At 60.2% G+C, this 25,823-nt stretch carries 19 protein-coding genes; 7 read left to right on the top strand and 12 right to left on the bottom strand.

The window, feature by feature from the left end:
• Positions 1 to 41 precede the first annotated feature (41 nt).
• A complete protein-coding gene (locus tag E4631_RS00500; protein ID WP_133658151.1) occupies positions 42 to 497 on the top strand; it encodes a hypothetical protein in 456 nt (151 codons plus the stop codon).
• Between the two features lie 6 nt (positions 498 to 503).
• Here the strand turns inward: E4631_RS00500 and E4631_RS00495 are convergent, their stop codons facing one another.
• The 7 genes from E4631_RS00495 to E4631_RS00465 all read right to left on the bottom strand — a co-directional run bounded on the left by E4631_RS00495 (position 504) and on the right by E4631_RS00465 (position 7,994).
• Positions 504 to 1,307 carry a DUF2490 domain-containing protein gene (locus tag E4631_RS00495; RefSeq protein WP_133658150.1) on the bottom strand — a complete coding sequence of 268 codons (804 nt, stop codon included), beginning with the start codon at positions 1,305 to 1,307 and terminating at the stop codon, positions 504 to 506.
• Positions 1,308 to 1,337: 30 nt separating this feature from the next.
• Positions 1,338 to 2,498 (bottom strand): anhydro-N-acetylmuramic acid kinase, encoded by a 1,161-nt coding sequence (locus E4631_RS00490; protein WP_240734555.1) that lies wholly within the window; start codon positions 2,496 to 2,498, stop codon positions 1,338 to 1,340.
• A gap of 49 nt (positions 2,499 to 2,547) precedes the next feature.
• Complete coding sequence (locus E4631_RS00485) at positions 2,548 to 2,889, bottom strand: nucleotide pyrophosphohydrolase (RefSeq protein WP_133658149.1); 342 nt, start codon at positions 2,887 to 2,889, stop codon at positions 2,548 to 2,550.
• 7 nt (positions 2,890 to 2,896) lie between these two features.
• The gene (gene dtd, locus E4631_RS00480; protein ID WP_133658148.1) at positions 2,897 to 3,349 is read right to left on the bottom strand and encodes a D-aminoacyl-tRNA deacylase; all 453 of its coding nucleotides are present in this window, start codon (positions 3,347 to 3,349) and stop codon (positions 2,897 to 2,899) included.
• 196 nt (positions 3,350 to 3,545) lie between these two features.
• Positions 3,546 to 4,649: an endolytic transglycosylase MltG gene (mltG, locus tag E4631_RS00475; RefSeq protein WP_133658147.1), complete on the bottom strand. Its 1,104-nt coding sequence runs from the start codon at positions 4,647 to 4,649 to the stop codon at positions 3,546 to 3,548.
• A 63-nt stretch (positions 4,650 to 4,712) separates the two neighbouring features.
• The gene (locus E4631_RS00470; protein ID WP_133658146.1) at positions 4,713 to 6,782 is read right to left on the bottom strand and encodes a carboxypeptidase-like regulatory domain-containing protein; all 2,070 of its coding nucleotides are present in this window, start codon (positions 6,780 to 6,782) and stop codon (positions 4,713 to 4,715) included.
• A 30-nt stretch (positions 6,783 to 6,812) separates the two neighbouring features.
• Complete coding sequence (locus tag E4631_RS00465) at positions 6,813 to 7,994, bottom strand: HRDC domain-containing protein (RefSeq protein WP_166648126.1); 1,182 nt, start codon at positions 7,992 to 7,994, stop codon at positions 6,813 to 6,815.
• 290 nt (positions 7,995 to 8,284) lie between these two features.
• Between E4631_RS00465 and E4631_RS00460 the strand changes: the two genes are divergently transcribed.
• From E4631_RS00460 to E4631_RS00445, 4 genes are all read left to right on the top strand, one after another.
• Positions 8,285 to 11,353, top strand: coding sequence for a TonB-dependent receptor (locus E4631_RS00460; protein WP_133658144.1), 3,069 nt, complete (start codon positions 8,285 to 8,287; stop codon positions 11,351 to 11,353).
• Between the two features lie 41 nt (positions 11,354 to 11,394).
• Positions 11,395 to 12,810, top strand: a complete 1,416-nt coding sequence (locus E4631_RS00455) for a RagB/SusD family nutrient uptake outer membrane protein (protein ID WP_133658143.1) — start codon at positions 11,395 to 11,397, stop codon at positions 12,808 to 12,810.
• A gap of 322 nt (positions 12,811 to 13,132) precedes the next feature.
• The gene (locus E4631_RS00450) at positions 13,133 to 16,201 is read left to right on the top strand and encodes a TonB-dependent receptor (RefSeq protein WP_133658142.1); all 3,069 of its coding nucleotides are present in this window, start codon (positions 13,133 to 13,135) and stop codon (positions 16,199 to 16,201) included.
• 21 nt (positions 16,202 to 16,222) lie between these two features.
• Positions 16,223 to 17,638: a RagB/SusD family nutrient uptake outer membrane protein gene (locus E4631_RS00445; RefSeq protein ID WP_133658141.1), complete on the top strand. Its 1,416-nt coding sequence runs from the start codon at positions 16,223 to 16,225 to the stop codon at positions 17,636 to 17,638.
• A gap of 102 nt (positions 17,639 to 17,740) precedes the next feature.
• On the opposite strand, the gene E4631_RS00440 is transcribed toward E4631_RS00445, so the two are convergent.
• The 3 genes from E4631_RS00440 to E4631_RS00430 all read right to left on the bottom strand — a co-directional run bounded on the left by E4631_RS00440 (position 17,741) and on the right by E4631_RS00430 (position 20,733).
• Positions 17,741 to 18,211 (bottom strand): hypothetical protein, encoded by a 471-nt coding sequence (locus E4631_RS00440; RefSeq protein WP_133658140.1) that lies wholly within the window; start codon positions 18,209 to 18,211, stop codon positions 17,741 to 17,743.
• Between the two features lie 71 nt (positions 18,212 to 18,282).
• A complete protein-coding gene (gene feoB, locus E4631_RS00435; protein ID WP_133658139.1) occupies positions 18,283 to 20,460 on the bottom strand; it encodes a ferrous iron transport protein B in 2,178 nt (725 codons plus the stop codon).
• A gap of 18 nt (positions 20,461 to 20,478) precedes the next feature.
• A complete protein-coding gene (locus E4631_RS00430; protein WP_133658138.1) occupies positions 20,479 to 20,733 on the bottom strand; it encodes a FeoA family protein in 255 nt (84 codons plus the stop codon).
• Positions 20,734 to 21,082: 349 nt separating this feature from the next.
• On the opposite strand from E4631_RS00430, the gene E4631_RS00425 reads away from it, so the two are divergent.
• Entirely contained in the window at positions 21,083 to 21,913 is an 831-nt protein-coding gene (locus tag E4631_RS00425; protein WP_166648125.1) for a carboxypeptidase-like regulatory domain-containing protein, read from the top strand.
• Positions 21,914 to 22,467: 554 nt separating this feature from the next.
• Complete coding sequence (locus E4631_RS00420) at positions 22,468 to 23,367, top strand: carboxypeptidase-like regulatory domain-containing protein (protein WP_133658136.1); 900 nt, start codon at positions 22,468 to 22,470, stop codon at positions 23,365 to 23,367.
• Between the two features lie 188 nt (positions 23,368 to 23,555).
• Here the strand turns inward: E4631_RS00420 and E4631_RS00415 are convergent, their stop codons facing one another.
• Positions 23,556 to 24,209, bottom strand: a complete 654-nt coding sequence (locus tag E4631_RS00415) for an OmpA family protein (protein WP_133658135.1) — start codon at positions 24,207 to 24,209, stop codon at positions 23,556 to 23,558.
• A gap of 90 nt (positions 24,210 to 24,299) precedes the next feature.
• Positions 24,300 to 25,694: a S9 family peptidase gene (locus E4631_RS00410; RefSeq protein WP_133658134.1), complete on the bottom strand. Its 1,395-nt coding sequence runs from the start codon at positions 25,692 to 25,694 to the stop codon at positions 24,300 to 24,302.
• Between the last annotated feature and the right edge of the window lie 129 nt (positions 25,695 to 25,823).

Below are 25,823 nucleotides of genomic sequence, written 5' to 3'. Positions count from 1 at the left end.
GGCGGCTACCATCGGGTAGCCGCCCCGTTCTATTTTTGGGCATGGCCAACTCTTTTTCGGGCGGCAGGGCGCGGGCCTGGTGCGGCTTTGCTTTGGTTTTGCTAGCAGGGTTGCTGGTGGGCGCGCGGCCCTACCCCCCCGCACCGACCCAGGCGCAGGTGGCCCGGCGGTTTTTGGGCGAAGTGCTGCGGGCCGACTACCCCACGGCCTATCGCCGCCTGGCGCCCGAGGTGCGGGCGGGCGTGCCGCTGGCGGCGTTTGGGGCAGCGGCACGCCCGCTGTGGCAGCAGGGGCAGGCGCGGGGGCCAGCCATTGAGCTGTACCAGGTGGGGGTGAGGCTGGGTACCGGGCGCACGGGCAGCCGGTGGTTTTGCCGCTTCACGTTTGCCAGCGACTCGGCGCACCGGCCGCCGCCGGTGCTGCTGGAGGTCACGTTTCGCGATACCACGGCGCGGGCGGTGCTGGGTTTTGGGCTGCGGCGGCGCGGCGGGGGGTAGGGCAGCTTAATCGCGGCGGCCGGCGTTGGTGAAGTCGAGGTTATAGACCACGTTGAGCCGGAAACCGTTGTTGTTCTCGAATACCGGCCGGCCGGTGGCGGCGTCGAGGTCGGCGTGCTGCGTCCACTGGTTGAGGTAGTTGAGCTCCAGCTGAAAATCTTTGGTAAACTGGTAGCCGAGGCCGCCCGAAATGCGGTTTTGGTTGAAGATATTCTGGGTCACATTGGGCCCGAAGCTGATAAAGAGCTCATCGAAGAAATTGACGTATAGCTCGTTGTCGTCCAGCGTAGCGCCTTGCACAGGTAGCTGGCCGGCCACTTGGTAACGAGCGCGGTTTTGGTACTGCCAGCTGGCCACCTCGGTGGGCTGGGTGGGGTCGAGCAGGGCCAGCCAACGCTGCTCCAGGCGCAGGCGATGCGTGAGGTGCAGCCGGCCGTAGTCGGCCCCGAAAGTAATGTCCTCATAGGCGCGGTGCTCGGGGTTGGGCTGACCCAGCTCGGCGGTGGGGTAGCGGCCGTAGGGGTAGGTGACGAGGTAGGTGTAGCCACCGCCCAGCTTCACGTCTTTGGCCAGTTTATACGTGCTTCCCAGGCGTAGCAACAGCTGCTGCGGGTGCGCCACCAGCTGCACGCGGCGCCACTGGGCTTCGGTATGTACGGCCCATTTGGCACTTACCTTATGGTCGCCGTTATAAGTAAACCAGGCCAGCGTATTGTGGTCGAGCAGGCGGGTGTTCTGGGCGTGGGCGGCGGGCGCGGCAAGGGCCAGCCCACCCGCAGCCAGCAGCAAGGAGCGAAGCGGAAAAGTCATCTGCGCTTCACTTACGGAAATGCGGCGGCTTTAGCCGGGCAGGGAAATTTTGCCCAGGCTCAGGCCGCTCCCCACCAGCGCCTCATTGGCCAGCACGGCGAAGAGCACAGCTTCCTTGGCATCGGGCGGCACGCCGGCTTCGGCGGTGCTACGCAGCGTGGTAGCCGGCAGGTGGCGGGCCAGGGCCGCCAGCAGCGTGGCGTTGTGGGCGCCGCCGCCGCTCACGAGCGCGTCGGCCGCCGGCGTGGGCCCCAGGTAGTGCCGCACGCCCTGCGCCACGGCCCCAGCGCCCAGCTCCACGAGCGTAGCCAACACGTCGGGCACGGACAAGCTTTCGGTGCCGGTAGCTCGTTGATTATCGGCTAGATAAGCCGGCGAGAAAAGCTCCGGCCCGGTGGTTTTGGGAAAGGGCTCGCGGAAAAACGAGTGGCTGCGCAACGCCGCCAGCAGCCCGGCGTGCGGCTGGCCCTGCGCAGCTAGGCGGCCGCCTTCGTCGTAGGCTTGGCCGGGGTAATGCCGGCGCACCACGGCATCGAGCAGGGTGTTGCCGGGGCCGGTGTCGGTGGCCAGGGCGGGGCCGCCGTCGGCGGGCAGCAGCGTAAAGTTGGCGATGCCGCCCAGGTTGAGCAGCAGGCGATTAACGCCCGGCTGGCGAAATAACAGCTCGTCGGCAAACGGCGCCAACGGCGCGCCTTCGTAGCCAGCGGCCACGTGCTTTTGCCGAAAATCGGAGAGCGTGATAATACCCGTGCCCACGGCCAGGTGGTCGCCGTCGCCGATTTGCAGCGTGGCGTGATGCGGAAAGTCGGCCCGGCCGTGCTGGTGGCGCGGCGCGTGCCAGATAGTCTGGCCGTGGCTGGCGAGCACGTCTACGTCGGCCGGCCCTACCCCCCACTCGGCCAGGCAAGCCAGCACGGTGGCCGCGTGGCGGCGCGCCACCTCCGCATTCAGTAGCACCACTTCTTCCAAGTCTACCCGCGGCTGACTAACGGCCCGCAGCCGCGCCTGAAAACCCGCCTCGTACGGCACCGTAACAAACTGCTCCATTGTTACTTGCAGGGTGGCGCCGTGGCCGGTGCAGCGGCACAGCGCCACGTCGAGGCCATCGAGCGAGGTGCCCGACATAAGGCCGATAATGCGGCGGCTGGGTTGCTGGGCCACGGCCAGCAGGCGGCTCAGGTACGGGTTCATTTTTTAATTGGGAAGGAGAAATTTAGAAGGAGGAATTGGGAATGAAGAATTATTCCTCCTTCTTCATTCCTAATTTCGGATTATCGCGGTGGCGCGTGGCGTCGCGCTGGGTTTTCTTAGCCAGGTTGCGGGCCATGGCGTCGGTGAGGTTTACGCCGGTTTGGTTGGCCAGGCAAATGACCACGAACAGCACGTCGGCCAGCTCGTCGGCCAGCTCCCTACCCCGGTCCGAGTCCTTGAACGACTGCTCGCCGTATTGCCGGGAGATGAGGCGCGCCACCTCGCCCACTTCCTCGGTGAGGATGGCCATATTGGTGAGCTCGCTGAAATAGCGCACGCCGGTAGTGGTTATCCACTCATCAACAGTGGCTTGGGCTTGTTCGATTGTCATAAGAAAGTCAGTTTGAGGTTGGTGAGTCGAGGATTATCGTCACCGGGCCGTCGTTGAGCAGGCGCACCTGCATATCGGCCCCAAAAATGCCGGTGGGCACCGGCTGGCCCAGCTCCTGCGCCGTGAGGGCCACGAAGCGCTCGTAGAACGGCTCGGCCACGGCGGGCGGCGCGGCGCCGATGTAGCTGGGGCGGTTGCCCTTGCGCGCATCGGCCAGCAGCGTAAACTGGCTCACTACCAAGACCTGGCCGCCCACGTCGCGCACGCTGCGGTTCATCTGGCCGTTGTCGTCGTTGAAGATGCGCAGGCCGACCAGCTTGCGGGCCATCCAGGCCAGGGCGGCCTCGTCGTCGGTGGGTGCGCAGCCGGCTAGCACCAGTAGGCCGGGGCCAATCTGGCCGGTAATGGTGCCTTCGACGGTAACGGAGGCTTCGCGGACGCGCTGAATTATGAGACGCATTTTTTCAGTGGTTAGTGATTAATGCTGGTTGTCATTGCGAGCGCAACGAAGTGAAGCGCGGCAATCTTTCCTTCACATTGGGGTAGTAATGCTCACATCTGGGTTAGTAAACTCAAAGTATGCAAACGACCAAGGAAAGATTGCCGCGCTCCACTTCGTTGCGCTCGCAATGACAAACGACAAGGACAATTAAAACCTACCGCTTGATTTTCAAGCTATCCAAATGGTGTTGAAAGCGGCGGGCGAAAGCCTTGTGCTGGGCAAAGGTTTCGCTGAAATCGGAGAAGCCGCTGCCATCGGGGCGGGCGCAGAAGAAGACGAAGCTGTGGTGGGCCGGGCGCAGCACCGCGTCCAGGGCCTGGGGGTAGGGCGTGGTGATGGGGCCGGGCGGCAGGCCCTTGTGGCGGTAGGTATTGTAGGGCGAATCGACTTTTTTGTCCACGTTGAGCACGCGCTTACGGGTGCCGAGGCCGTGCAGCGGCCAGAGCAGGGTAGGGTCGGCTTGCAGGGGCTGGCCGCGGCGCAGGCGGTTGAGATACACGCCCGCGATGAGGGGCTTATCGAGGGGCTGGGCCGTTTCGCGCTGCACGATGCTGGCCAGCACCGCCACCTGCACGGGGCTCATCTGCAAGGAGTCAGCCTCGGCCAGCCGCCGGGTATTCCAGAAGCGCCGATGCCGCGCCGCCACCGAATCGAGGAAAGCCGCCGCCGGTGTGGGCCAGAACATTCGCAGCGTGCCGGGGATGAAAAGCGTGCGTATGGTAGCCGTATCGAGGCCGTAGCGGCTGGTTAGGTACGCGTTGTCAGTCAGTAATTTGTGCAGTTGGGCGGTGTCGATACTGAGTTGGCGGCCGGCCTGGCGCGGCAGCTGCAGCAGGTAGTTAAAGGGCTTGAGGGTGAAAGCCAGCGTATCCTGGCGGCCGCTTTCGAGCAGGCGCAGCAGGTCGAGGTTGCCCGCGCCGGCCGGCAGCGTGTAGCGCCCCGGCTGCACCGGATGGGCCGCCGTGCCGAAGCCCCGCCAACGGGCCACCCGCGCAAAATCGGCGGGCCGGGCCAGCACGCCGGGCTGCCGCAGCGAGTCGAGCACCGCATTCAGCCCTACCCCCCTCCGAATGTACAAGTACGCCGCACCGTCTACGGCGGCGGGCACGTTGGGCGCGTACAGCAGGCGGTAGGTAAATAAACCCACTCCAGCTAACAAACTCAGCAGCAGCACCGCCAGCAGCCCGCCCCAGCGGCGCGGCCGGGGCGGGGCCAGCGGCGGGGGTGTAGAAGAAGGAGGTGCGGTGGGTTCAGTCATAGGGTCGTAAAAAGGGCGGGCCACGGGCCGCCCGACTCAAAATTACACCTTCCTACCCCTCCCCTAGTGGCCCAGCCGGTACAGCACGCCCACGCTCGGCAGCAGGCGGCCCAGCTGCCAGGGGCCGCTGGTGGCGGGCTGGCCATTCACCAGCACCTGCGCCTCGGTGGCGGGCAGGCTGAGGTCGGCCGCGTGCTGGTTGAAGCTGAAAAAGCCCTTGTCTTCTTCGATTAGCAACTGCCCGCGGGTGCGCAGCGGCAGCACGTAGCCGAGGTCGGCCACGGCCTCCCAGTGGTGGTTTAGCTCGACGCCCAGCCCCAGCTTGGGCAGCAGCGCGTCGGTTACGTTTTGGAGGGAAAGCATGAGCTCGTCGCCGGGCAGCGGGCTACCGCCTAGGCGCAGGTCGGCGTCGGCGTTGGGCACGGTACCCAGCTCGCGGCCCACGCTCTGGCGCAGGTAGCCTACCCCCGCCCGAACCAGCAGCGGCCGGCCACGCGGGTTCAGGTTGCGGGCATAGGTGAGGCCAGCCTCCCAGCCCTCGCCCCGCAGCTGGCGCAGCACGTGGCGCGCGGTGGCGTAGGCGCTCAGGCCGCCCACCAAATCGAGCTGCAACCCGAAGCTGTATTGGTAGGTGAGCGCCTGGGGCGTAGTACTGGCTCGCACATCGGCGCTGAAGGCCGAACTGCCGGGCGCCAGCACCGTGTGCAGGTCGGCGGCGGGCAGCTGCACCGGCAGCAGGCCACCAGCATACGAGTAGCGCAAGTGATTGAACAGCCGCCACTTCTTAGTGGCGGCCGCGGCCGGGCTGGCTGGCGCATCGGCTGCGGCGGGGGGGGTAGGGCGGCGCAGCAGCGTATCGGCCAGGCGCTGGCGGGTTTGGTCGAGCAGGGCGTCGGGGGGTAGCAGGGTGGTGTAGTGCTGCCAGAACACCGAGTCGTAAGGCACCGGGTTTTTCAGGAAAATATCGGCGTACTGGCTGCGCTCGAGGTAGCCGGGCGGCTGCGCCTGGGCCGTGTCGATGGCCGTGGTCACGTACTCGGCCAGGTGGTGGCGCACCCGCCCGCCCACCGGCCGACCCAGCGTATTGTACCAGATATTTTTCAAATAATACCGCCCGGCATAGCGCTGGTAATCGGCACGGTAGGCCCGCTCGGTGGCCTCAAACACCAGCATATTCTCGCGCCGGATGCCAGCCGGCGTGCGGTGCCAGGCGGCGCCCAAAAAGGCGTAGCTGCGCTCATCGATGTACACTTCGCCCGCAAAATCGGCGCGGCTGGTGCCCGGCCGCGGCGCGAAGGTGATGACGTACACCGCCCGCCCCTGAAAGGTGGTTTGGGGGCTGAACCGGTATTGGTAGTCCTTGAAATACGCCGGGTTGATGAACTCGGCGCGCTGGCGCACGAAGTCGAAGCGGTGCGGCACCAGCGCGCCCGCCATCCAGTTGATGCCGGGTAGGGCCATGCCGTCGGGCCGGGCGGGGCGCAGGTCAACCCGGCGCGATTCCAGCACCTGGGTCTGGCCGGCCTCGCGCGGGTGCTGGTAGCCCGGCTTATACACCCGCAGCTGGCCTTCCACGAGGTAGTCGTAGTGCTGGCCGGCCGCCTCATCGTCCGACTCGCGGTAGAAGCCCGTGAGCTGGGTAGGCCGCACCGGGTAGTTGCGCGGAATGCGCGCCACCGCCTCCCGGATTATTCCCTCGGCCGAGGACGTGATGCTCACTGTGCTCAGGTTGGCGGGGCTGATTCGCAGCTCAATTAGCAGCTCCGGCCCCGGCAGGGGGGGTAGGGCCCGACTGAACTTGCGGTAGCCCAGCAAAGCCACTTCCAGCGTGCTCGTCTGGTAGGCGGCGGGCACCCGCAGCGCAAAGCGCCCATCGAGGTTGGTACTGGTGCCCAAGCGGTTATCCCCAATACCGACCTGCGCATTCGGGATGGGCTGGTGAGTATCGATATCTAGTACCCGGCCGCGCAGTATGGGGCTTTCCTGCGCCAGGGCGGGCAGGGCTACTAGCGGGAGTAACAGGAATACAAACCAAAAAAGAACGTCATGCTGAGCCTGTCGAAGCATCTCTACCGCGCCGCTGGGAGTAGTACCCCCGATGGCGCGGTAAAGATGCTTCGACAGGCTCAGCATGACGTTCTTTTTTAGTGCATTACCTACTGCTTACGCCTGCAAGGGCTCCTCCAGCTCGCTGATTGCCAGGCCGTGCTGGCCGGCAGTTTCGCCCAGTAGCTGGCGCTGCCAGGGGCGCAGGGCGGCCAGGCTACCCTGCTCCACCACGTCGCCGATGAGGCGATTGCTGAGCACGGTGTTGGCCAGCACGGGGCTGTAGTCGGTGGCCAGGTGGTTTTTGAGGGCGTTGAGCAAGCCTTCGCGGGCTTCGGCCTTGGCGGCTACCGGGCCGCCAAAGCGGCGTTTGAAGGGGGTAGGGCGGCGCTGGTCGGCAGGCAGGGGGCCGTCGGGGGCTAGGTCGGCGGTGGCCAGGGCCACCAGCTCATCGGCGTAGGGCGCGCGCTTGAGCTCGGGGTGTAGGCCGCCGGCCGTGCGCAGGGCGCCGTGCGAGGCAATGGGCTGGTGCGTGATTTCGGCCAGCCTATCGTTGCTGAGCACCATGTAGCTGGGGCGGTCGAGCTGCCGGGCCACACGGTCGCGCAGCGCATACAACTCCCGAAACAGCGGCAGCTCCTGCGGGCCGATGCGGAATTTGCCGGCCAGGCGCAGGTGCGGGCGCAGCTCGCCGCGGCCGTAGCGCACGGCTTCGAGGGCGTGGTTTTCTTCGGCGGCCCACTGGGCTCTACCCTGCTCCTGGAGGCGCACCGTGAGGCGGTCGGTCAGCTCGAAAAGGTAGAGCACGTCGTTGGCCGCGTACTCCTTCTGGGCTTCGGTGAGGGGGCGCTTGAGCCAGTTCGACTTCTGCTCGCCCTTATCCACCTCAAAGCCCAACTCGCTCTGAATGAGACGACCCAGCGAGATATTATTATCCTCCAGGGCCAGGAGCGTGAACTGCACGCTGGTATCCACAATGGTGCGGCACGTGACGCTGAACAGCTCGTCGAGCAGCAGAATATCCGATTTGCAGGAGTGGAAGACCTTGGCCACGGCGGGGTCGCGCAGCACCGCAAACAGCGGCTCCAGGCCGGCGGCCATCTCGGGCTCCAGGGGTAGGGGGTCAATCAGGTAGACGGTAGTGCCGTCAAATACCTGAATCAGGGCCAGGTGACGACCGTAGCGGTAACGATTGTCATCAAATTCCAGGTCGATACCAATGCGGGGCAGGGTAGCAAAATGGGCGGCGGCATCAGCCACCTGAGCGGCCGTGGTGAGGTAGTGAATGGTTGGCTTCATGCGTGGCAACAAAGGTAGGGGGCGGGGCGGCTGCAGTGGTAGCCCAGCAGTGTAAGTGTAGGGCAACTGCTGATGCGCCAAAAAAAATATCATTTTCCATGAGCTACCCCCTCTAAGAATAAGGTTAATGTTAAATTTTATACTTAATAAATAAGATTTACCCCTTTAAATTTTGGACTATTTTTCAAATTTTTACATATTTTTCCCTTACCCCCCCTTTACTTTGCAAGCAGCCGTTTTGTTTACCTAACGCTCATTATTACTTAAACACTCTTTAATCAACATACCTTATGAGGAACATCTTTACTCCTTTACTGGTGATGGCGGCTTTGCCGGCGCTGGCCCAGACGCAGGTCGTAAATGGCCGCGTGACCGGCACCGACGGCAGCCCCGTGCCGGGTGCGACCATCGTGGAGCGCGGCACCACCAATGGCGTTACCAGCAATGCCGACGGCGGCTTTTCGCTCTCGGTGAAGCCAGGTTCTACGCTGGTTATCAGCTCGGTAGGCTTTGCGGCGCAGACTATTCCGGTGAGTGGCCGCAGCCGCTTCGACGTGGTGCTGCAAAACTCGACTACCGACCTGGCCGAGGCCGTAGTAGTGGGCTACGGCACCCAAACCAAGGCCGACCTTACGGGCTCGGTGGCCCAGCTCACGAGCAAGGATGTGGGCGACCAGCCCGTGCAGTCGTTCGAGCAGTCCATTCAGGGCAAGGCGGCCGGCGTGTTTATTGAAAACAGCAGCGGCAAGCTGGGCCAGGGCATCCGGGTGCGGGTGCGGGGCGTGTCGAGCATTAGCGGCAGCTCGCAGCCGCTGTATGTAGTGGATGGCGTGCCGGTAGTAGCCGATAACCTGTCTTCTACCACGGCGGCCACCAACCCTATTGCCGATATTAACCCTAATGACATCGAAAGTATTTCGGTGCTCAAGGATGCTTCGTCCTCGGCTATCTACGGTTCGCGGGCTACTAACGGGGTAGTGCTGATTACGACCAAGCGCGGCAAGGCCGGCGGCACGCGCTTCAACGTAGGCATCCAGGGTGGCTTTAATGAACCCACGCACAAGCGCGACTTCTTGAACAGCCAGGAATACGTGATGCTGCTGACGGAGGCGCTGGTAAATCGCGGCACCACCTTCGCGGTGCCAGCCAACATTGCAACTCGCCTCAGCGGCTACGCGGGCGGCGTTGCCGACCCGCTGACCTACGATACCAACTGGCAGGACCAGGTATTACAGCGTGCTGGTTTTCAACAGTATGACCTGAATGCCAGCGGCGGCACCGAAAAAACGCGCTTTTACTTCTCGGGGCAATACAGCAAGCAGAAGGGCATTATCGTCAGCAACCAATACGAGCGGATTGCCTCGCGCTTCAACCTCGACCACCAGGCTACAGACCGGCTCTCCTTTGGCCTAAACCTGACGGCGACGCGCTCAGTGAATAACCGCTTGCCCAATGACAATGCCTTCAGCACGCCCATGCAGATTGTGGCATTGGCACCAATTACGCCGCTCATCGACCCGCGTTCGGGGCAGGTAAGCGGGGCCTTAGACCCCACTACTGGGTTGCCCAATACCGGATTTCCCTTCTACTACAACCCGCTGCTAAGTATCCAGGGTGGGTCCTACGTGACCACGGTGTACCGGCTGCTGGGCAACGTGTATGCCCAATTGAAGCTAACTAAAGGCCTGATTTTCCGCTCGGAGCTGGGTACCGATGTGCTCAACCAGAACGAAGAGCAGTACCTGGGCCGCGTCACATCGCGCAACACGGGCAATACCAATGGCTACGGTTTCAACACCAACCAAACCAATGCCAAGGTTATCGTCAACAACTACTTTTCTTATAAGAATACCTTCGCCGAAAACCATTCGCTGGAACTGACGCTGGGCACGAGCTATGAAAGCGCCCGCATTAGTGGCAATAGCGTGACCGGCACCCAGTTTGCCTCCGACTCATACCGCACCCTCGACAACGCAGCCCAGATTACGGCTGGCAGCTCGTTCACGACGAGCTACGCGCTGGTATCGTACTTCGCCCGTGCCGCCTATGCCTTCCAGGGCAAGTATCTCGTTGGTGGCAGTGCGCGCCTTGATGGCTCGTCGCGCTTTGGCGCGGAGCGGCGCTACGGCATTTTCCCGGCGGGCTCAATAGGCTGGCTGATTTCGGAAGAAGATTTTTTGAAGGGCAATACCACGCTGAGCTTGCTGAAGGTGCGCGCTAGCCTGGGCAAAACGGGCAACCAGAACTTTGGCAACTTTGCCTCGCGTAATCTCTTCGCGGGCAATGCGGGCTACGCAGGTACGCCCGGCCAGCGCCCCTACCAACTGGGCAACGATGTGCTGGGTTGGGAATCAACCGTTCAGTATGATGCCGGCCTGGAATACGGTTTGTTCAACAACCGTATTAGCGGGGAAGTCGATATCTACCGCAAGAACACGACTGGGCTGCTCCTGTCGCAGCCGGTGCCGGGTACCTCGGGCTTCTCGGTGCGCAATGCCAACGTGGGTAGCCTGCGCAACCAAGGCTTGGAGCTGACGCTGACTACCCGCAATTTTGTGGGCGACTTCACCTGGACAACCAGCGTAAATGCCTCCGTTAACCAGAATAAGATACTGGACCTGGCGGGCCCCGACATCCTAGGTAGTTTCCTGAACCGGGCGCAGGCCGGCCAGCCGCTGGGCGAGTTTATCGGCCCCGAATATGCAGGAGTAGACCCCGCTAACGGCAATGCGCTCTATTATCTGAATAGCACCAATGCTGATGGTACGCTCAACCGGGGCACTACTACCAATATTAACTTGGCGACCAACGTACCCATTGGCAACCCCAACCCGCGCTGGACGGGTGGCATTACCAACACCTTTACGTACAAAGGCTTTGACCTGACGGCTACGCTCATAGGTGTATTTGGCAACCAGATTTACGATGGAGCTGCTCCTTTCTTCTCGGTAGGCTTCAACAATGGCTACGACAACCAGACGCGTGACCAGCTCAACCGCTGGCAGAAGCCGGGGGATATCACCAATGTACCTAAAGCTATTTACGGTGGCGGCAATGGCACCGGGCAGTCGTCGCGCTTCGTGCAAAATGGCGACTACGGCCGCCTGCGCTCAGTAGTATTAGGCTACAACCTGCCCAGCTCCTTAGCCAAGCGGGGATTCCTGCAGTCGGCGCGCCTCTTCGTGCAAGGCTATAACCTACTGACATTCACTAAGTATACCGGCTGGGACCCCGAAGTTAGCACCGACTACACTACGGGCACGAACAATACTACCTCCAACAATATCAGCCAGGGTATCAGCTTCTACACCGCGCCGCAGGCGCGCACCTATACTGTAGGCCTCAACTTGGGCTTCTAGGTGCTGGTAGCTACCTCCCTCCACATCTTGCCTTTTATCTTATGAAGAAAATAGTACCCGGACTGCTGACGGCAGTTCTGCTCCTGGGTGGCCTGGAGAGCTGCAATAACAAGCTCAACGTGCAACCCGTCAGCTATATCGATACAGCTCAAGCCTTCAACAATTCCAGCGATGTGCAAGCTGCGCTGGTCGGCTGCTACACAGGCCTACAAAGCGCGAACCTCTACGGTGGCTACCTGCAGTTCATGACTGACCTGCTGGCCGACAATGGCGACGAGAGTTTCGTGGGCACCTTTACGCAGCCCCAGGAGGCCCAGCGCAAAGCCTTGCTCATCACCAATAGCCAAATCAGTGCTACGTGGCTGAGTGCCTATGATGTCATCAACCGCACCAATAATGTATTGGCCAACATCAACAAGCTCGACACGCCGGCCCAACAGGCCAGCGGCGAGGGCGAGGCCAAGTTTATTCGCTCGCTGGTTTATTTTGATTTGGTGCGTGCCTATGGCAAAGCCTGGAACGATGGCACGCCTGCCAGCAACCCCGGTGTGCCGCTGGTATTAGCCCCTACCCTCACCGTAACGGCCGAAAGCAATGTAAGCCGCAACACGGTAGCTGAGGTATACACCCAGATTATCACCGACCTCACTACGGCCGAGGCCAAGCTAATTACGGGCGGCGGCCTCAACTCTTTTTCGGCCACGCGCTACGCTTGCGCGGCACTGCTGGCGCGGGTGTATCTGCAGCAAGGCAACTACCCTGCGGCGGCGGCCGCCGCCAACCGGGCAGTGAGCACTACCTCGCTGGCTTTGAACGGCTTTTACGGCGCAAACTTTGGCTATACTACGGCCAACGTTTCGACGTCGTCTATCCCAGCCGGCCTTACTACCAACGCGAATACGGTTGAAGATATTTTCGCTATTCAGGTTACAGCGCAGAGCGGCACCAACCAGCTGAATACGTTCTACGCCCGCAATCGCCGGGCCGACGTAACTATTCAGCCCCAGTTTCTCACCCTATTTGAAGCCGGCGACTCACGCGCCCTGCTCTATACCACACCCACGGCTACTACCCCGGCCTACACCCGCAAGTACGATGCGCTGTATGGCAACATCAAGCTTATGCGCGTGGACGAGATGCTGTTAACCCGCGCCGAAGCCAACTTCCGGGCTGGCACCACCACGGGTGCTACCCCCCTGGCCGACGTTAACGCCATTCGGGCACGGGCCGGGCTACCAGCCCTCACTACCGTTACGCTAGCTGCCATTCTGAAAGAGCGCCGCATTGAGTTGGCCTTCGAAGGCTTCCGCCTCGGCGATATTAAGCGTAACATGGAATCGACGGCCGACCCACTCACGAATGCGACTATTGCGTGGAACGCTAATCGTTTGGTGTTTCCCATTCCCTTCCGCGAAATCAACGCCAACCCCAACCTGGTACAGAACGCGGGCTACTGAGTTTGCTCCCTACCCTACCCCCCCTCAAAGGCTCGCAACCACTGGTTGCGAGCCTTTTTTTTGAAGCTAAACTTAAATTTTCCTTAACCCTGAATAAACTCAACACAGGTAGATAGAGGCTATTCTTTTCAGGGAGTTATCACGCTTCAACCTGCGACCAAGGCTTAGTATGACCTTCATTTTATAACCATTGCGTAACAAATCAGTGCAATTTTGTCTTGCAAGCGTTTTATTTGTGAGCAGCTGTCCTGCTGTTTGCTAGGTAGGGTTGACAGCACGGCTAGTCCGCTTTAATATATCTTTTTCAATCATTAATCGCATTATGAGAAAATTTTTCACTCCCATCCTTGTGGTGGCTTCCCTACCGGTGCTGGCTCAGACCCAAGTGGTCAGCGGCCGAGTGGTGGGTTCAGATGGCGGCGCCCTACCGGGGGCGACCGTAGTGGAGCGCGGCACCACCAACGGAACCAGTAGCGGGGCAGATGGCAACTTTTCGCTAACTGTGCAGCCCAATGCCACGCTGATTATCAGTTCCATTGGCTACACTACCCAGACCCTGGCCGTGGCCGGCCGCAATACCCTCAACGTGACGCTGGCCGCCAGCGCCACCGACCTGGGCGAGGCCGTGGTGGTAGGCTACGGCACCCAAAGCAAGGCTGACCTGACGGGCGCCGTGACGCAGATTGCGGGTACAACCATTCAGAACCAGCCGGTTACTAGCTTCGAGCAATCTATTCAGGGCCGCACGCCGGGGGTGGTTATCAACCAAGGCAGTGGCAAGCTGGGCCAGGGCATCAACATTCAGGTGCGCGGCACTTCGTCGGTTACGGCGTCGAACCGCCCGCTGTATGTTATTGATGGTGTGCCGATTACCTTTCAAGACCAGTCGCAGGCCGGTGCTGAGCCGCTCAATCCGCTGGCTGACCTCAACCCCAATGATATTGAGAGCATCAGCATTCTGAAAGATGCTTCTTCAACGGCTATCTATGGTTCACGCGCCTCTAACGGGGTAGTACTCATTACAACCAAGAAGGGCCGCCAGGGCCAGACCAAGGTAACGGCTGGCTACTACTATGGCACTAGTGCCCCTACCCGCCTGCGCCAGTTCCTGAACGCCGACCAGTACAAGACGCTGCTTACTGAGTCGATAAATAATGGGTTATACATTGACCCCACTGACCCCGACGCCGACTATGCTACGGTAGCCGACGCCTTTGCGGGGGAAGCGGGCATCGACTACAACTCTACCTACAACACGGCCTGGGACCGCCTGGCTTTCCGCAACAACGGCAAGTACAAGCTCTTTGGCAGCGACGCGGCGAGCGTGTCGCAGTACGACTTCAGCGCGGCGGGCGGCGATGCCAAAACCCGCTTCTTTTTAAGCGGCACGTTTAACGACCAGAAGGGCATTATTATCGGCAACCGCTTCCGGCGGGGTAGCCTGCGCCTCAACCTGGACCACAGCGTAACCGACAACCTGCGCATTGGCCTCAATGTGTCGCTGGCCCGCACGGTCAACGACCGGGTATCGGGCGACAATGAGTTCTCAAACCCTTTGCAGCTAAACGCGCTCACGCCCATGCAGCCGCAGTTTGACCCCACTACGGGGCGGCTCAACCCGGCTACTATCTATTACAACAACCTGATTGACCAGGAGTTGGGCTCGAACCGGGCCGGTACTTACCGCTCGTTTAGCTCGGGCTATGTCAACTGGACGCCCCTCAAGGGCCTGACGCTGCGCTCGGAGCTGGGCGGCGACTTTCTGAACCTGAACGAAGACCTGGTGCGCGGCGCGGGCACCCAGGACGGCGGGGCCAATGGCTACGCCTACAATGCCCAGACGCAGACCGTTAACTACACCAACACCAACACAGCCACCTACAACTTCACGCTCAACGAAGACCATCACTTCGATGCGCTGCTGGGTGAGTCGTATCAGCGTGCCGACACCAAAGTGACGGCGGCCGAGGGCCGGGGCTTCCCCACCAATGAGTTTACGCGGGTGGCCAGCGCCGCCGTGAAAACGGGTGGCAATACGTCGTTTGGCACGGGCTACTCGTTCCTCTCCTACTTTGCCCGCCTCAACTATAACTTCCAGGGTAAGTACCTGCTGTCGGGTAGTGTGCGCCGCGACGGCTCCTCGCGCTTTGGGGCCAACAACCGCTACGGCACCTTCGGGGCTGGCTCGGTCGGCTACCTCATCTCGGAAGAGAGCTTTCTGAAGGGCAACACTACCATCAACTTATTGAAGCTGCGTGCCAGCTATGGTGTGACTGGCAATGGTGAAATCGGCGATTTCAACTCGCGCCGCCTCGTGTCGGCCCTACCCTACGCCGACCAGTCGGGTATTGCCCCCGGTTATGTATCGGGCGGTGCATACGTCACTGGCCTTGGCAACCCCAACCTGAGCTGGGAAACCACCAAGCAAGTTGACCTGGGCCTGGAGTTCGGCTTTTTCGACAACCGCATTTCGGGCGAGATTGACGTGTACCAGAAGAACACGACGGGCTTGCTGCTTAATCGCCAGCTGCAGCTCGTGAGCGGCTATACTACCATTACGGAAAACGTAGGCGCCCTGCAAAACAAAGGCCTGGAGCTGGCTCTGAACGGACGCATCTTTGATGGTGACTTTAAGTGGAGCCTGGGCGGCAACATGTCGTTCAACCGCAACCTGATTACCAGCCTGCCCACGCCCATCATCCCAACGGGCAACACCCTAAGCCGAGTGCAGCAAGGACAGCCGCTGGGCGTATTCTACGGCCGACGCTACGCCGGCGTGGACCCCGACAACGGCAACGCGCTCTACTACGCCGCCGACGGCTCGAAGACCAGTAGCTACGCTGCCGCCACCGTGCAGAAAATTGGTAACCCGAACCCCAAATTCACGGGGGGCATCAATACTAATTTCAGCTTCAAAGGCTTTGACCTAAGCGCCCTGGGCCAGTTTACCTACGGCAACGATATTTACAATGCGGCCGGTGTATACCAATCGGCCAATGCTGTATACTTTGACAACCAAACCGTTGACCAGCTCAACCGTTGGCAGAAGCCGGGCGACATCACCGACGTGCCTCAGGCTCGCCTCTACGGCAATAACGGCGGCGGTGGGGCCAATGCTACTTCGCGCTGGATTCAGGATGGCTCTTTCTTCCGCGTTAAGAACGTAACCCTGGGCTACAACCTACCCGCTACCCTGGTGAAGCGCGGCTACCTGCAAACGGTCCGCATCTACCTGACGGCGCAGAACCTGGCTACCTTCACCAAGTACACTGGCTACGACCCCGAGGTGAATACCTACGGCCTGGGCACTGCTGGCTACTTGCTGGGCCACGACTTCTACACGCCGCCGCTGGCTAAAACCTTCCTATTGGGCGCGAACCTGGGCTTTTAGTAACTTGTATAGCTGTTTTATATGAAAAATAACTTTATCTGGCCAGCCTGCGCGCTGGTGCTAGGCCTGAGCCTGTCGGGTTGCAAAGACTCGCTGGATATTACGCCCCAGCAAAGCATTGATGCCGCTACTTCCTACGATACGTCGCAGAAGGTAGCTGCGGCCGTAGTGGGTACCTACGCCCGCCTCGATGACCCCCGCCTCTATGGCACCGACCTGATTCTGGTGCCCGAGCTGTTGGCCGCTAACGGCTACGTAGCCTGGGTAGGCACCTTCCAGAACTACAGCCAGATTTCGCGCCATACCCAGACCTCCACGCTATCCAACGCGCAGGGTATCTGGACGCAAGCCTACGCCGCCATCAACCAGTGCAACCTGGTGCTGGCTAACTTGGGCGCCGTTACCGACATGGGGCAGCGCACCCAGTTTGAAGGGGAAGTCAAGTTTATCCGGGGCGTTATGTACTTCGAGCTGGTGCGCCTCTACGGCCAGCAGTACAAGGTAGGCGGTAACAACACGCAGCCCGGCGTACCCATCAACCTGACGGCCGTTACGACTACCGAGCAGGCCGATGTTCAATTGCCCCGCGCCAGCGTAGAAGCTGTGTACACTCAGGTTGTCACTGACCTGCTGGACGCCATCTCGAAGCTGCCAAAGCAGAACGTAACGCGGGCATCGAAGTATTCGGCCGAGGCGATGCTTGCTCGGGTATACCTGCAGCAGGGCAACTACACGGCGGCCCGTGCTATGGCCGACGATGTCATCAAGAATAGCGGAGCGGCTTTGCAGGGCTCGGTAGGGGCCATTTTTGCCAACCGCAACAGCGCCGAGAGCCTGTTTGAGATTCAGCAGAATGACCAGAACAATGCGGGCACCAGCAACGATGGCCTGGCCACGTACTTTGCCGGCTATAGCCCGACCGGCGACCAGAGCGTGCTCTATGGCCGGGGTGACTTGTATGCCCTGCCCGCCTTTGTGAACTTATACGGCGCTACTGACTTGCGCGGCTCCGATGGCCGCCCGGCGCTTACCACTCAAAAGCTCATTTATGTGAGCGATGGCAACAGCCGCACGGGCCGCTACCGCACCATTAAGTGGCGCACTTATGGCCAGAATATCCCGGTAGCCCGCTTGGCCGAGATGTACCTTATCCGAGCCGAAGCTGACGTACGCTCGGGCAACACGACGCAAGCCCTGCTCGATGTGAATGCCATTCGCCAGCGCTCCGGGGCTACCCCCCTTACCAGCGTGGCAGTGGCCGATGTGCTATTTGAGCGTCAATTGGAACTCGCCTTCGAGGGCTTCCGCATCCACGACCTGAAGCGGACGGGCCGCCCAGTGGGAACCTTGGATTCCAATGACCCTACACTCGTACTGCCCGTTCCGCAGCGCGAAATCAACAACAACCCTAACCTGACGCAAAACCCTGGTTACTAACAGCCTGGTATTAAGATTAAAAAAAGACCCGCGCCGGTGGCGCGGGTCTTTTTTTTGGGTCCCTACCCCCCTCTTTCAACTCGAAGCGCGGGGTAGGGATGGCTATTCGTCTTCGTCGGCGGGCCGGTCGAAGTCCAGCTCGCGGGCCAGGTCTACGGCTTCCTGCTGCACCTGGGCCAGCAGGTCGGGGGCGTCGGCGTCGAGGGTGCGGGCAAAGAGGTCGAGCAGCGCTTCGCCTTCGTCGTTGACGTAGAGGTTGGTGTAAATCTGCTCGAAGAGCTTGTTTTCCTTGCCGATTTGCTTGTCTATATCCTGCGGCGACCGGGCCGTGTTGAGGGCGCGGTGCAGCACCTCAGCGGCGCGGCGGGCCTCGTCGTGGTCGCCGAGGTCGGCCAGCAGGCGCAGCAGGCTGGCGGCCACGCCCAGCCGCCACTGCTCAAACCGAAACGGCTGCTCGGCCCGGCTTGCCTGCTCAAAGGTGGGGTAGGCGGCCAGCGTAGCCGGTGTGAGGTAGTGGGCCACATCGGCGGGCGCGCGATAGGCGAGGCGCAGCAGGGTTTCGTAGGTAGTCATAAGTAATGAACAGTGAGCAATGAACAGTGCGCAATGGGTGGATGAGCTACTTGCTCACTGGTCACTGTTCATTACTTAAATACTTGCCACACCAGCAGTGAAGCCGCGTAAGCCAGGCCGGTCATGTACACGAGCTGGCCCAGGGGCCAGCGCCAGCTTTTGGTTTCGCGGTAGGTCACGGCCAGCGTGCTCATGCACTGCATGGCAAATACGTAGAACACGAGCAGCGACAGCGCCCGCACCGGCGTGAAAAACGGCTGGCCCTGGGCGTCCTTTTCGCTGGCCAGCTTCTGCTGCACGGTGCCCAGGTCGGCATCCTGGCCCACGCTGTAGATGGTGCTCATGGTGCCCACGAATACCTCGCGGGCGGCAAAGGAAGTAAGCAGCGCAATGCCGATTTTCCAGTCGAAGCCCAGCGGCCGGATGGCCGGCTCAATGACGTGCCCGAAGGCCCCGGCGTAGGAAGTTTCGAGGCGGGCCGAGGCTACGCGGCGCTCGGTTTCGGCGGCGGGCCAGCCTTGGGCGGCGGCCTGCTGCTGCACCTGCGCGGCGGCCTGCTCCTGGCGCTGGCCGGGGCCGTAGCTGGCCAGCACCCACAGCAGCACCGAGATGGCGATAATCACCTTGCCCGCTTGCATCACAAAGGTCTTGACCTTCTCCACGATGGTCAGGCCCACGTTTTTCCAGCGCGGCCAGCGGTACACCGGAAACTCCATGATGAAATAGCTGCGCTCGCGGGCCTTGAGCACCGCCTTCAGCACCAGCGCCGAGAGCAGCGCCGAGCCTAGGCCCAGCAGGTAAAGGCCCATCAGCACCAGACCGCGCATGTTGAACAGGCCCAGCCACGACTCGTCGGGCACTACCAGCGCCACCAGCACCGTGTAGACCGGAATACGCGCCGAGCACGACATGAGCGGTGTCACGAAGATGGTCAGCATCCGGTCCTTCCAGCTCTCGATGGTGCGCGCGCCCATGATGGCCGGCACTGCGCAGGCCAGCCCCGAAATGAGCGGCACCACGCTTTTGCCGCTCAGCCCAAAAGGCCGCATCAGCTTGTCCATGAGGAAGGTAACGCGGGCCATGTAGCCCGTTTCTTCCAGCACGGCTAGGAAGGCAAACAGCAAGGCAATCTGCGGAATAAAAATCAAGACGCCACCCAGGCCGGCAATCACGCCTTCGGTGAGCAGCCGCACCAACGGCCCGTGAAACCGCGCCTGAATGGCCGCGCTCAGGGCCGAAATGCCCTGGTCAATCCACTCCATCGGGTACTGCGCCCAAGCAAAAATGGCCTGAAACAGCAGAAACAGAATGGCCAGAAAAATAGCGTAGCCAAACACGCGGTGCGTCAGCACCTTATCAATGCGGTTGGAGGCCGGCTCGCGGCGCTCGGTACGCGTCACGGTTACCACCTCCAGCAGCAGCTCGTTGATGCGGGCATAGCGGGCCACCGTTTCGGCCGCCTGCTGAGCCGTCGAGTCAAACTCGTAGCGCTCAGTCAGCTCCTGCAAATACGCCCGGTCGGCTTCGCCCAAAAAGTGCAGCTGCCGAAACTGGTGCGCGTAGTGCAGCGCCAGGTAATCGTTGGGCAGGCTGAAGTGCGTCCGAATATCCGCCAGCATCGGGCGCAGCGCAGCATCGGGCTGCCAAAAGCGGCCGGCCGGCGGCGCGGCGGCCAGGCGGTCGGCCATCACGATGCGCAGCGCGGCCAGCCCTACCCCCTTGCGGGCATTCATGGGCACCACCGGCACGCCTAGCTCGCGCTCCAGCGTCACCACGTCGAGCACGATACCGCGCTCGGCGGCCACATCAGTCATGTTCAGGGCCAGAATGGCGGGTAGGCCCAGGTCGGCGAGCTGCGAAAACAGCAGCAGGCTGCGGCGCAGGTTGCTGGCATCTACCGTCACCACCACAAAATCGGGGTAGTCGGGCGAGAGCGGGTTGTAGAGCAGGTCGGCAATCACGCGCTCATCGAGGCTCTTAGGGTAGAGCGAGTACGTGCCGGGCAGGTCCACTACTTCGGCGCGGCGCTGCCCGCCCAGCTGCGCAATGCCGGTTTTGCGGTCCACCGTCACGCCGGGGAAGTTACCTACCTTCTGGTTGAGGCCCGTAAGCTGATTGAACAGCGACGTTTTGCCCGAGTTGGGGTTACCAATGAGCGCCAGGCGGGGTAGGCGCTCCAGCGTGGGGGCAACGTTTCCGGCGCCAGATTGCGGCACTACCGGCCGCACATGCTGCGTAGCACCCGCCATAGCATAAGCTTTTCTTAGTTAATCTTTTAGCTGAATCGTTACGGCCTCACTCACGCGCAGCGATAGCGTGTATTCTTCATCGCCCAGCACCAGCATCAGCGGGTCGCCGAGGGGCGCACGGCCCGCCAAGCGCACCTGCGTACCCGGAATACAGCCCATTTCGAGCAGTTTCAGGGCCATCTGCGGGTCTTTAAGGCAGCAAACGGTAGCAGTCTCACCCCGCTTCAAATCGTTGGCAGTGCGGCGGGCAGGAGCCGGCTGCGAAGCAGCCACGGAAGTAGCGGAACGGCGAAAGAAGGCCACAGGCAAGGGACTAAGGTTATTTAGATTTAGTTCAAACAAAGATACAGCCGTTTAGTTGGCGCGGCTACTCCCTACCCCCTCTTTTTTGCCCCAAAGCGCCGGATTAGTTGTAATCAATCGGCTTTTTTTGGTATGTATCTGCGATAGCTAAAGCAAGCTAACTTCTCATAGTTGGCACTTTAAAATTTCCGCCTATTTTTGTATTAGCTAGTCCAAATTCTACTTACAAATGTTAAAACGCCTACTTTATTTTGCATTATTTTTATGCACTGCTAGCGGAGTTGCGCAAGCACAAACCGCTGCCACGCCAGCTGCCAGTATGCTCGCCGGCAAAATCATCGACAAGGCCACCAAGGAGCCTTTACCCTTCACTTCGCTCAGTTTGAAGGAGGAGCAGACCGGCTCTCTTAGCAACGAGTTTGGGGTGTTTCAGCTGCCTGGGCCATCCAAAAGCGAAACCGATTCGCTCATTGTTATGGCGCTGGGCTACGAGCACCTGGCCATTGCGGTGCAGCGCGGCAAGCCCATGGCCAATATGGTGCTGGAGGTGAGCCGCCGGGCCATTGCCCTGCAAGCCGTAGTAGTAAAAGGCGGCAAGCTTAAAAACCTGGACCTGGGTGCCACCGCCAGCCGCCCTAGCGAGGGCCTGATGCAAGGCCAGCCCGGTAGCCAGTGCGCCTTTTTTGTGAAGAATGATAAGAATAAGCGCTTAGGCAACATCCGCTCGGTATCGTTTTACATCGGCGAAAACGGCTTCCCGCGCGAGCCCTTCCGGGTGCGCCTGTATAAGGCCGACGGCAACTACAACGCACCCAGCACCGACATTCTCACCGACAACGTGGTAGTATCGGCGCCCCAGGGCGGCCAGTGGTACACCGTTGACCTGACGCCCTACAACGTGGTGGCGCCGGAAGAAGGCTTCTTCGTGGCAATGGAGTGGATTGTGAGCGGCGACAAGTTCTTTAATACCAACTTTATGGACGATAGCTACACGCCCTATGGCCAGATTATGCGCCCCACCTTCGAATTTAAGGAAAGCCGCACCTGGAACTTCAGCATCGGCAAGGGCTGGACACTGCTTACGATGGCCACCTCGGCCGGCCAGCACTACAATGCCATGATTAAGGCCGAAGTTGATATGATTAAGTAAGCGCGGCGCCTTACCCAGAGATAGCAGTAATAAATAGCCCTCAGCAGCGTAGAGGCGGGAAATCAATAAGTAGTCTTAAAAAAAATAAACTATTGCTAGTAGCTATGCGCTAGCACTTTATCAACTAGTGATGCTACCCCATTATCTATCTTCGATGTCAAATAGCCGTGTTGCATTCAATTGAATTACCGTGTGAATTAACCTACTGATGGCTGCCCTGCTTCGCTGGCATGAATCAGCCGAAGCAGGGCAGCTAGTATTAGCAAGCTTGGCCCTAAAGTTGAGAAGCAGCCTCCATCAATAAGTCAATTTATAATTACTAATTATTATTACCAAAATACCATTTGTATTATCTGTTTTATGTTATAATTTTTATTGTTATTTATTTTTTAAGATTTGATAATTTATTCTACTTTCTTACACTAGTTACTCATTTACATCACCTTAAATGAGCTTATTACAGGTTTGTATTAAAAACTTTATCTTACCGCTTTGCATATACATGCTAGCGATTAAATTTGTAAACCGGAGTTTTATCCATTTTCCTCTTTTCTATGCTTAAGCGTTTACTGATACTTTTATTAGCCACAAACCTGTGGCCCGCACTTAGCTGGGCACAGCAAGAGGGCCGCATTACGGGCCGCGTAGTAGATGAAAAAACGCAGGACCCTATTCCTTTTGCCTCCATCAACCTGCGAGAGGAACAGACCGGCGCTCTGACCAATGAATACGGGTATTTTCAGCTGGCCATGCCCACCAAAGTGACCGAAGACTCGGTTATCGTGATGGCGCTGGGCTACAAGCGGACGGCCCTGTTTGTGAAGCGTGGCACCAACATGGAGGAGATTATTCTCCAACTGCCCCGCCAGGCCATTGCCCTGTCCAACGTGCAGATTGAAGCCAGCAAAGTGCGCCCCCTGACGCTGGGTGCCCACTCCAACTCGCCGGGCGCGGGCATGATTCAGGGGATGCCCGGCAGCCAGTACGCGTTCATGTGCAAGAACGAGAAGTCTAAGAAGCTCGGGGCTATCCGCTCGGTATCGTTCTACATCGGCGAAAATGGCTTTCCGCGTGAGCCCTTCCGCGTGCGTATCTACAAAGCTAACGGCAACTACAACGCTCCCAACGAGGATATGCTCACGGAGAGCGTTATCGTATCGGCGGCCCGCGGCGGTGAGTGGTTTACGGTCGACCTGTCGCCCTACAACCTGATTGCCCCGGAAGAAGGATTCTACGTGGCGATGGAGTGGATTGTGAGCGGCGATAAGTTTTACACCACCAACTTTATGGACAACTACACGCCGTACGGCCAGATTTTGCGCCCCACGTTCGAGTTCAAAGACAGCCGCACCTGGAGCTACGCCATCGGCCGGGGCTGGAACCTGGTAACACTTGCTAACAATGGCTCACGCTTCAATGCGATGATGCGGGCCGAGGTAGATGCGTACAAATAAGACCACTGATTAGCACGAATTTTAGCGGATTTCACGGATTTTGTGGATGCCCGCTAACGTGAAAAGGCCACCCAACCGGGTGGCCTTTTTTGGTTTACCTATTTAAGTATTAACCGGATATGGTAGAGCGCCGCCAGCGCCGTCCACAAAATCCGTGAAATCCGCTAAAATTCGTGCTAATCAGTGGTCTACTTGAGATGCACGGCGATTTCGACGCGGCGGTTTTCTTGGCGGCCGCTGGGGGTAGCGTTGGTAGCTACGGGCTGGTTTTCACCGAAAGCCTCGGTGCTGAGGCGGTCGGCGGCCATTTTATCGGTCGTGACGAGGTAGCTTTTTACGGCCTCGGCGCGCTGCTTGCTCAGGTCGCGGTTATAGCTCTTGTCGCCGCGGGAGTCGGCAAAACCGAGCACGCGCACGTCCTTACCAGGGTAGCGCTTATTGATAGAGGCGCTAATCTGCTTCAGCGCCTCGGCAGCGCTGGGCTTGATAACGGCTTTATCGGTATCGAAAAGCACTTTCTCATCGAGCCCATATACCTGGTAGTCTTCGTTACCGCGCACTGTCACACCCGACAGGCTTACCTCGGGCAGCTTCACATCGGCCAGCTTGGCCTTGGTTACGTCGAATGCGTCGCCGACGGCACTTCCGACTTTGCTAGCCGCGCTGTCGACCGAGTTAGCGGCGCTGGTAGCCGCATCGCCCACGGTGGCCCCTGTGCGGGCTACTACGGCAGTGTCGGCGGTGGCGTCGCCAAGGGTAGTTTTATCGTCTGATTTTTTAAGGTCGCTGCAGCTAGCAAGCAGCAAAACGGCTGCGAGCAGCGGGTAGGTTACTTTGGTCATGGGGGTAGGAAGAGCGTGAAGGCCGATAACGGCCGTGAAAGAGCGTCTTCATACGTGTGCCGGGCGGCGATGTTGGCATACAACCAGCAATCATTTGCCGACCTGCGCCATTATCCAGGCCCGGATGGCCTCTTCGGCAGCCGGCGAAAAGTTGGGCTGCGACTGGCCGCTCACGATGGGCCACTGCTCGGGGTCGGGCTGAAACAGGTGGTTTACCCCCGGCAGCTTGCGCGTCGTAACAGCTTTGTCGGTCTTCAGGGCTTTTGTGAGCGCGGACATGTTGGCGTCCACATTAAGCGTCTGGTCGGCGCTACCGTAGAGCAGCAGCACGGGGCAGGTAACGGGGACAATACCCGCCGACGGGTCGAACGATAAAAAGGAGCGGTAGCTGGTCGATACCATTTCGGTGGCCCGCGCCTGCACAGTTGCCTCGTCGAGTACGGGGTTGTCTTTGCGCAGAATATTGGCCACGATAACCCGCGCCTGACTGTTGTTAATCGTTTGCCGAATCACGTCGATTATCGACTGCTGGCGCTTGATAGCGGCGGCCAGCTGGTCTGGCATAGTTCGCAGGCTGGCCAGCGTGGCTTCCTGCCGGTGCAGGGCAATTTCGGCGCCTGGCAGGCCATATGGCGCCAGGCCCACCACAAATGCGGGCGGCTGAAGCTGCGCGGCGGCCAGCAAAGCCACGTTGCCGCCCTCGCCGTGGCCAATCAGGCCGATGTGGTTTTGGTCGAGCTCGGGGCGGCCGCGCAGAAAACTGAGGGCCGCCTGCGCATCACTCACTATCGACGCCGTGGTGGTGGCCGCCGCGCCGGTCGACTCCCCCACGCCCCGGTCGTCGAAGCGCAGCACCGCTACCCCCCGCCGGGTGAGGTAATCAGCCAGCCAGCCCATTGGCCCAAAGTCACCTACGGTGCCGTTGCGGTCCTGCGAGCCCGCGTCGCTGAGCAGCACTACCGCCGGAAACGGCCCCGGCCCGGCGGGCACGGTGAGCATACCTGCCAGGCGCGCGTTGGCCACCTGGTTATCCAGCGTCACGTTTTCTTCGCGGTAGGGCGGCGTGAGGCGCGTTTTGACCCCGGCGGCAACGGTTGGCAGCGCGCTGTATGTCAGGGTAAGGGGGGCCTTAAAGCCCGGCTGCTGCCAGGTCCCTTGCATTTGCTTTTTGTCGGGCAGCAGGCGACCGGTGAAGCGGCAGTCGGCTTCGGCCGATAGGAATATGACCGTATCGGCGCGCGTTGTAACGGTCACGGCTAGGCGGCTCACCTTCTGCATGGGCACGTCGAGGGTCGCGAAGTATTCGCCACTACTGAGTTTCACTAGGCGAAAAATTACTTCGAGCTGGCCGCCTGGTAGTTTCAGCGGGCCTTTCCAGTAGCCGTCGAGCGGCGTATCGGCCAGGAGGCCAGCACTGTGGCCCGGCAAGGCAAAGGTTACTAATAGGACTAAAAACCCGTAAAAAATAGTTCGAACAGTACTCATCTAAGTGGGTAATAAATTGCTTGGCTAAATCAGAAAGCAGTAATACCAGTACAAATTTATTCGGGAGCCGGCCAACTGCGCCCGCCTACCCCCTCCAAAGTGGGCAAGTGTGCGGTAGGCAAACAAAGG

It is taken from the genome of Hymenobacter sp. UV11 (genome assembly GCF_004684095.1).
Lineage (GTDB): Bacteria > Bacteroidota > Bacteroidia > Cytophagales > Hymenobacteraceae > Hymenobacter.
This window is presented reverse-complemented; position numbering and strand designations above follow the sequence as displayed.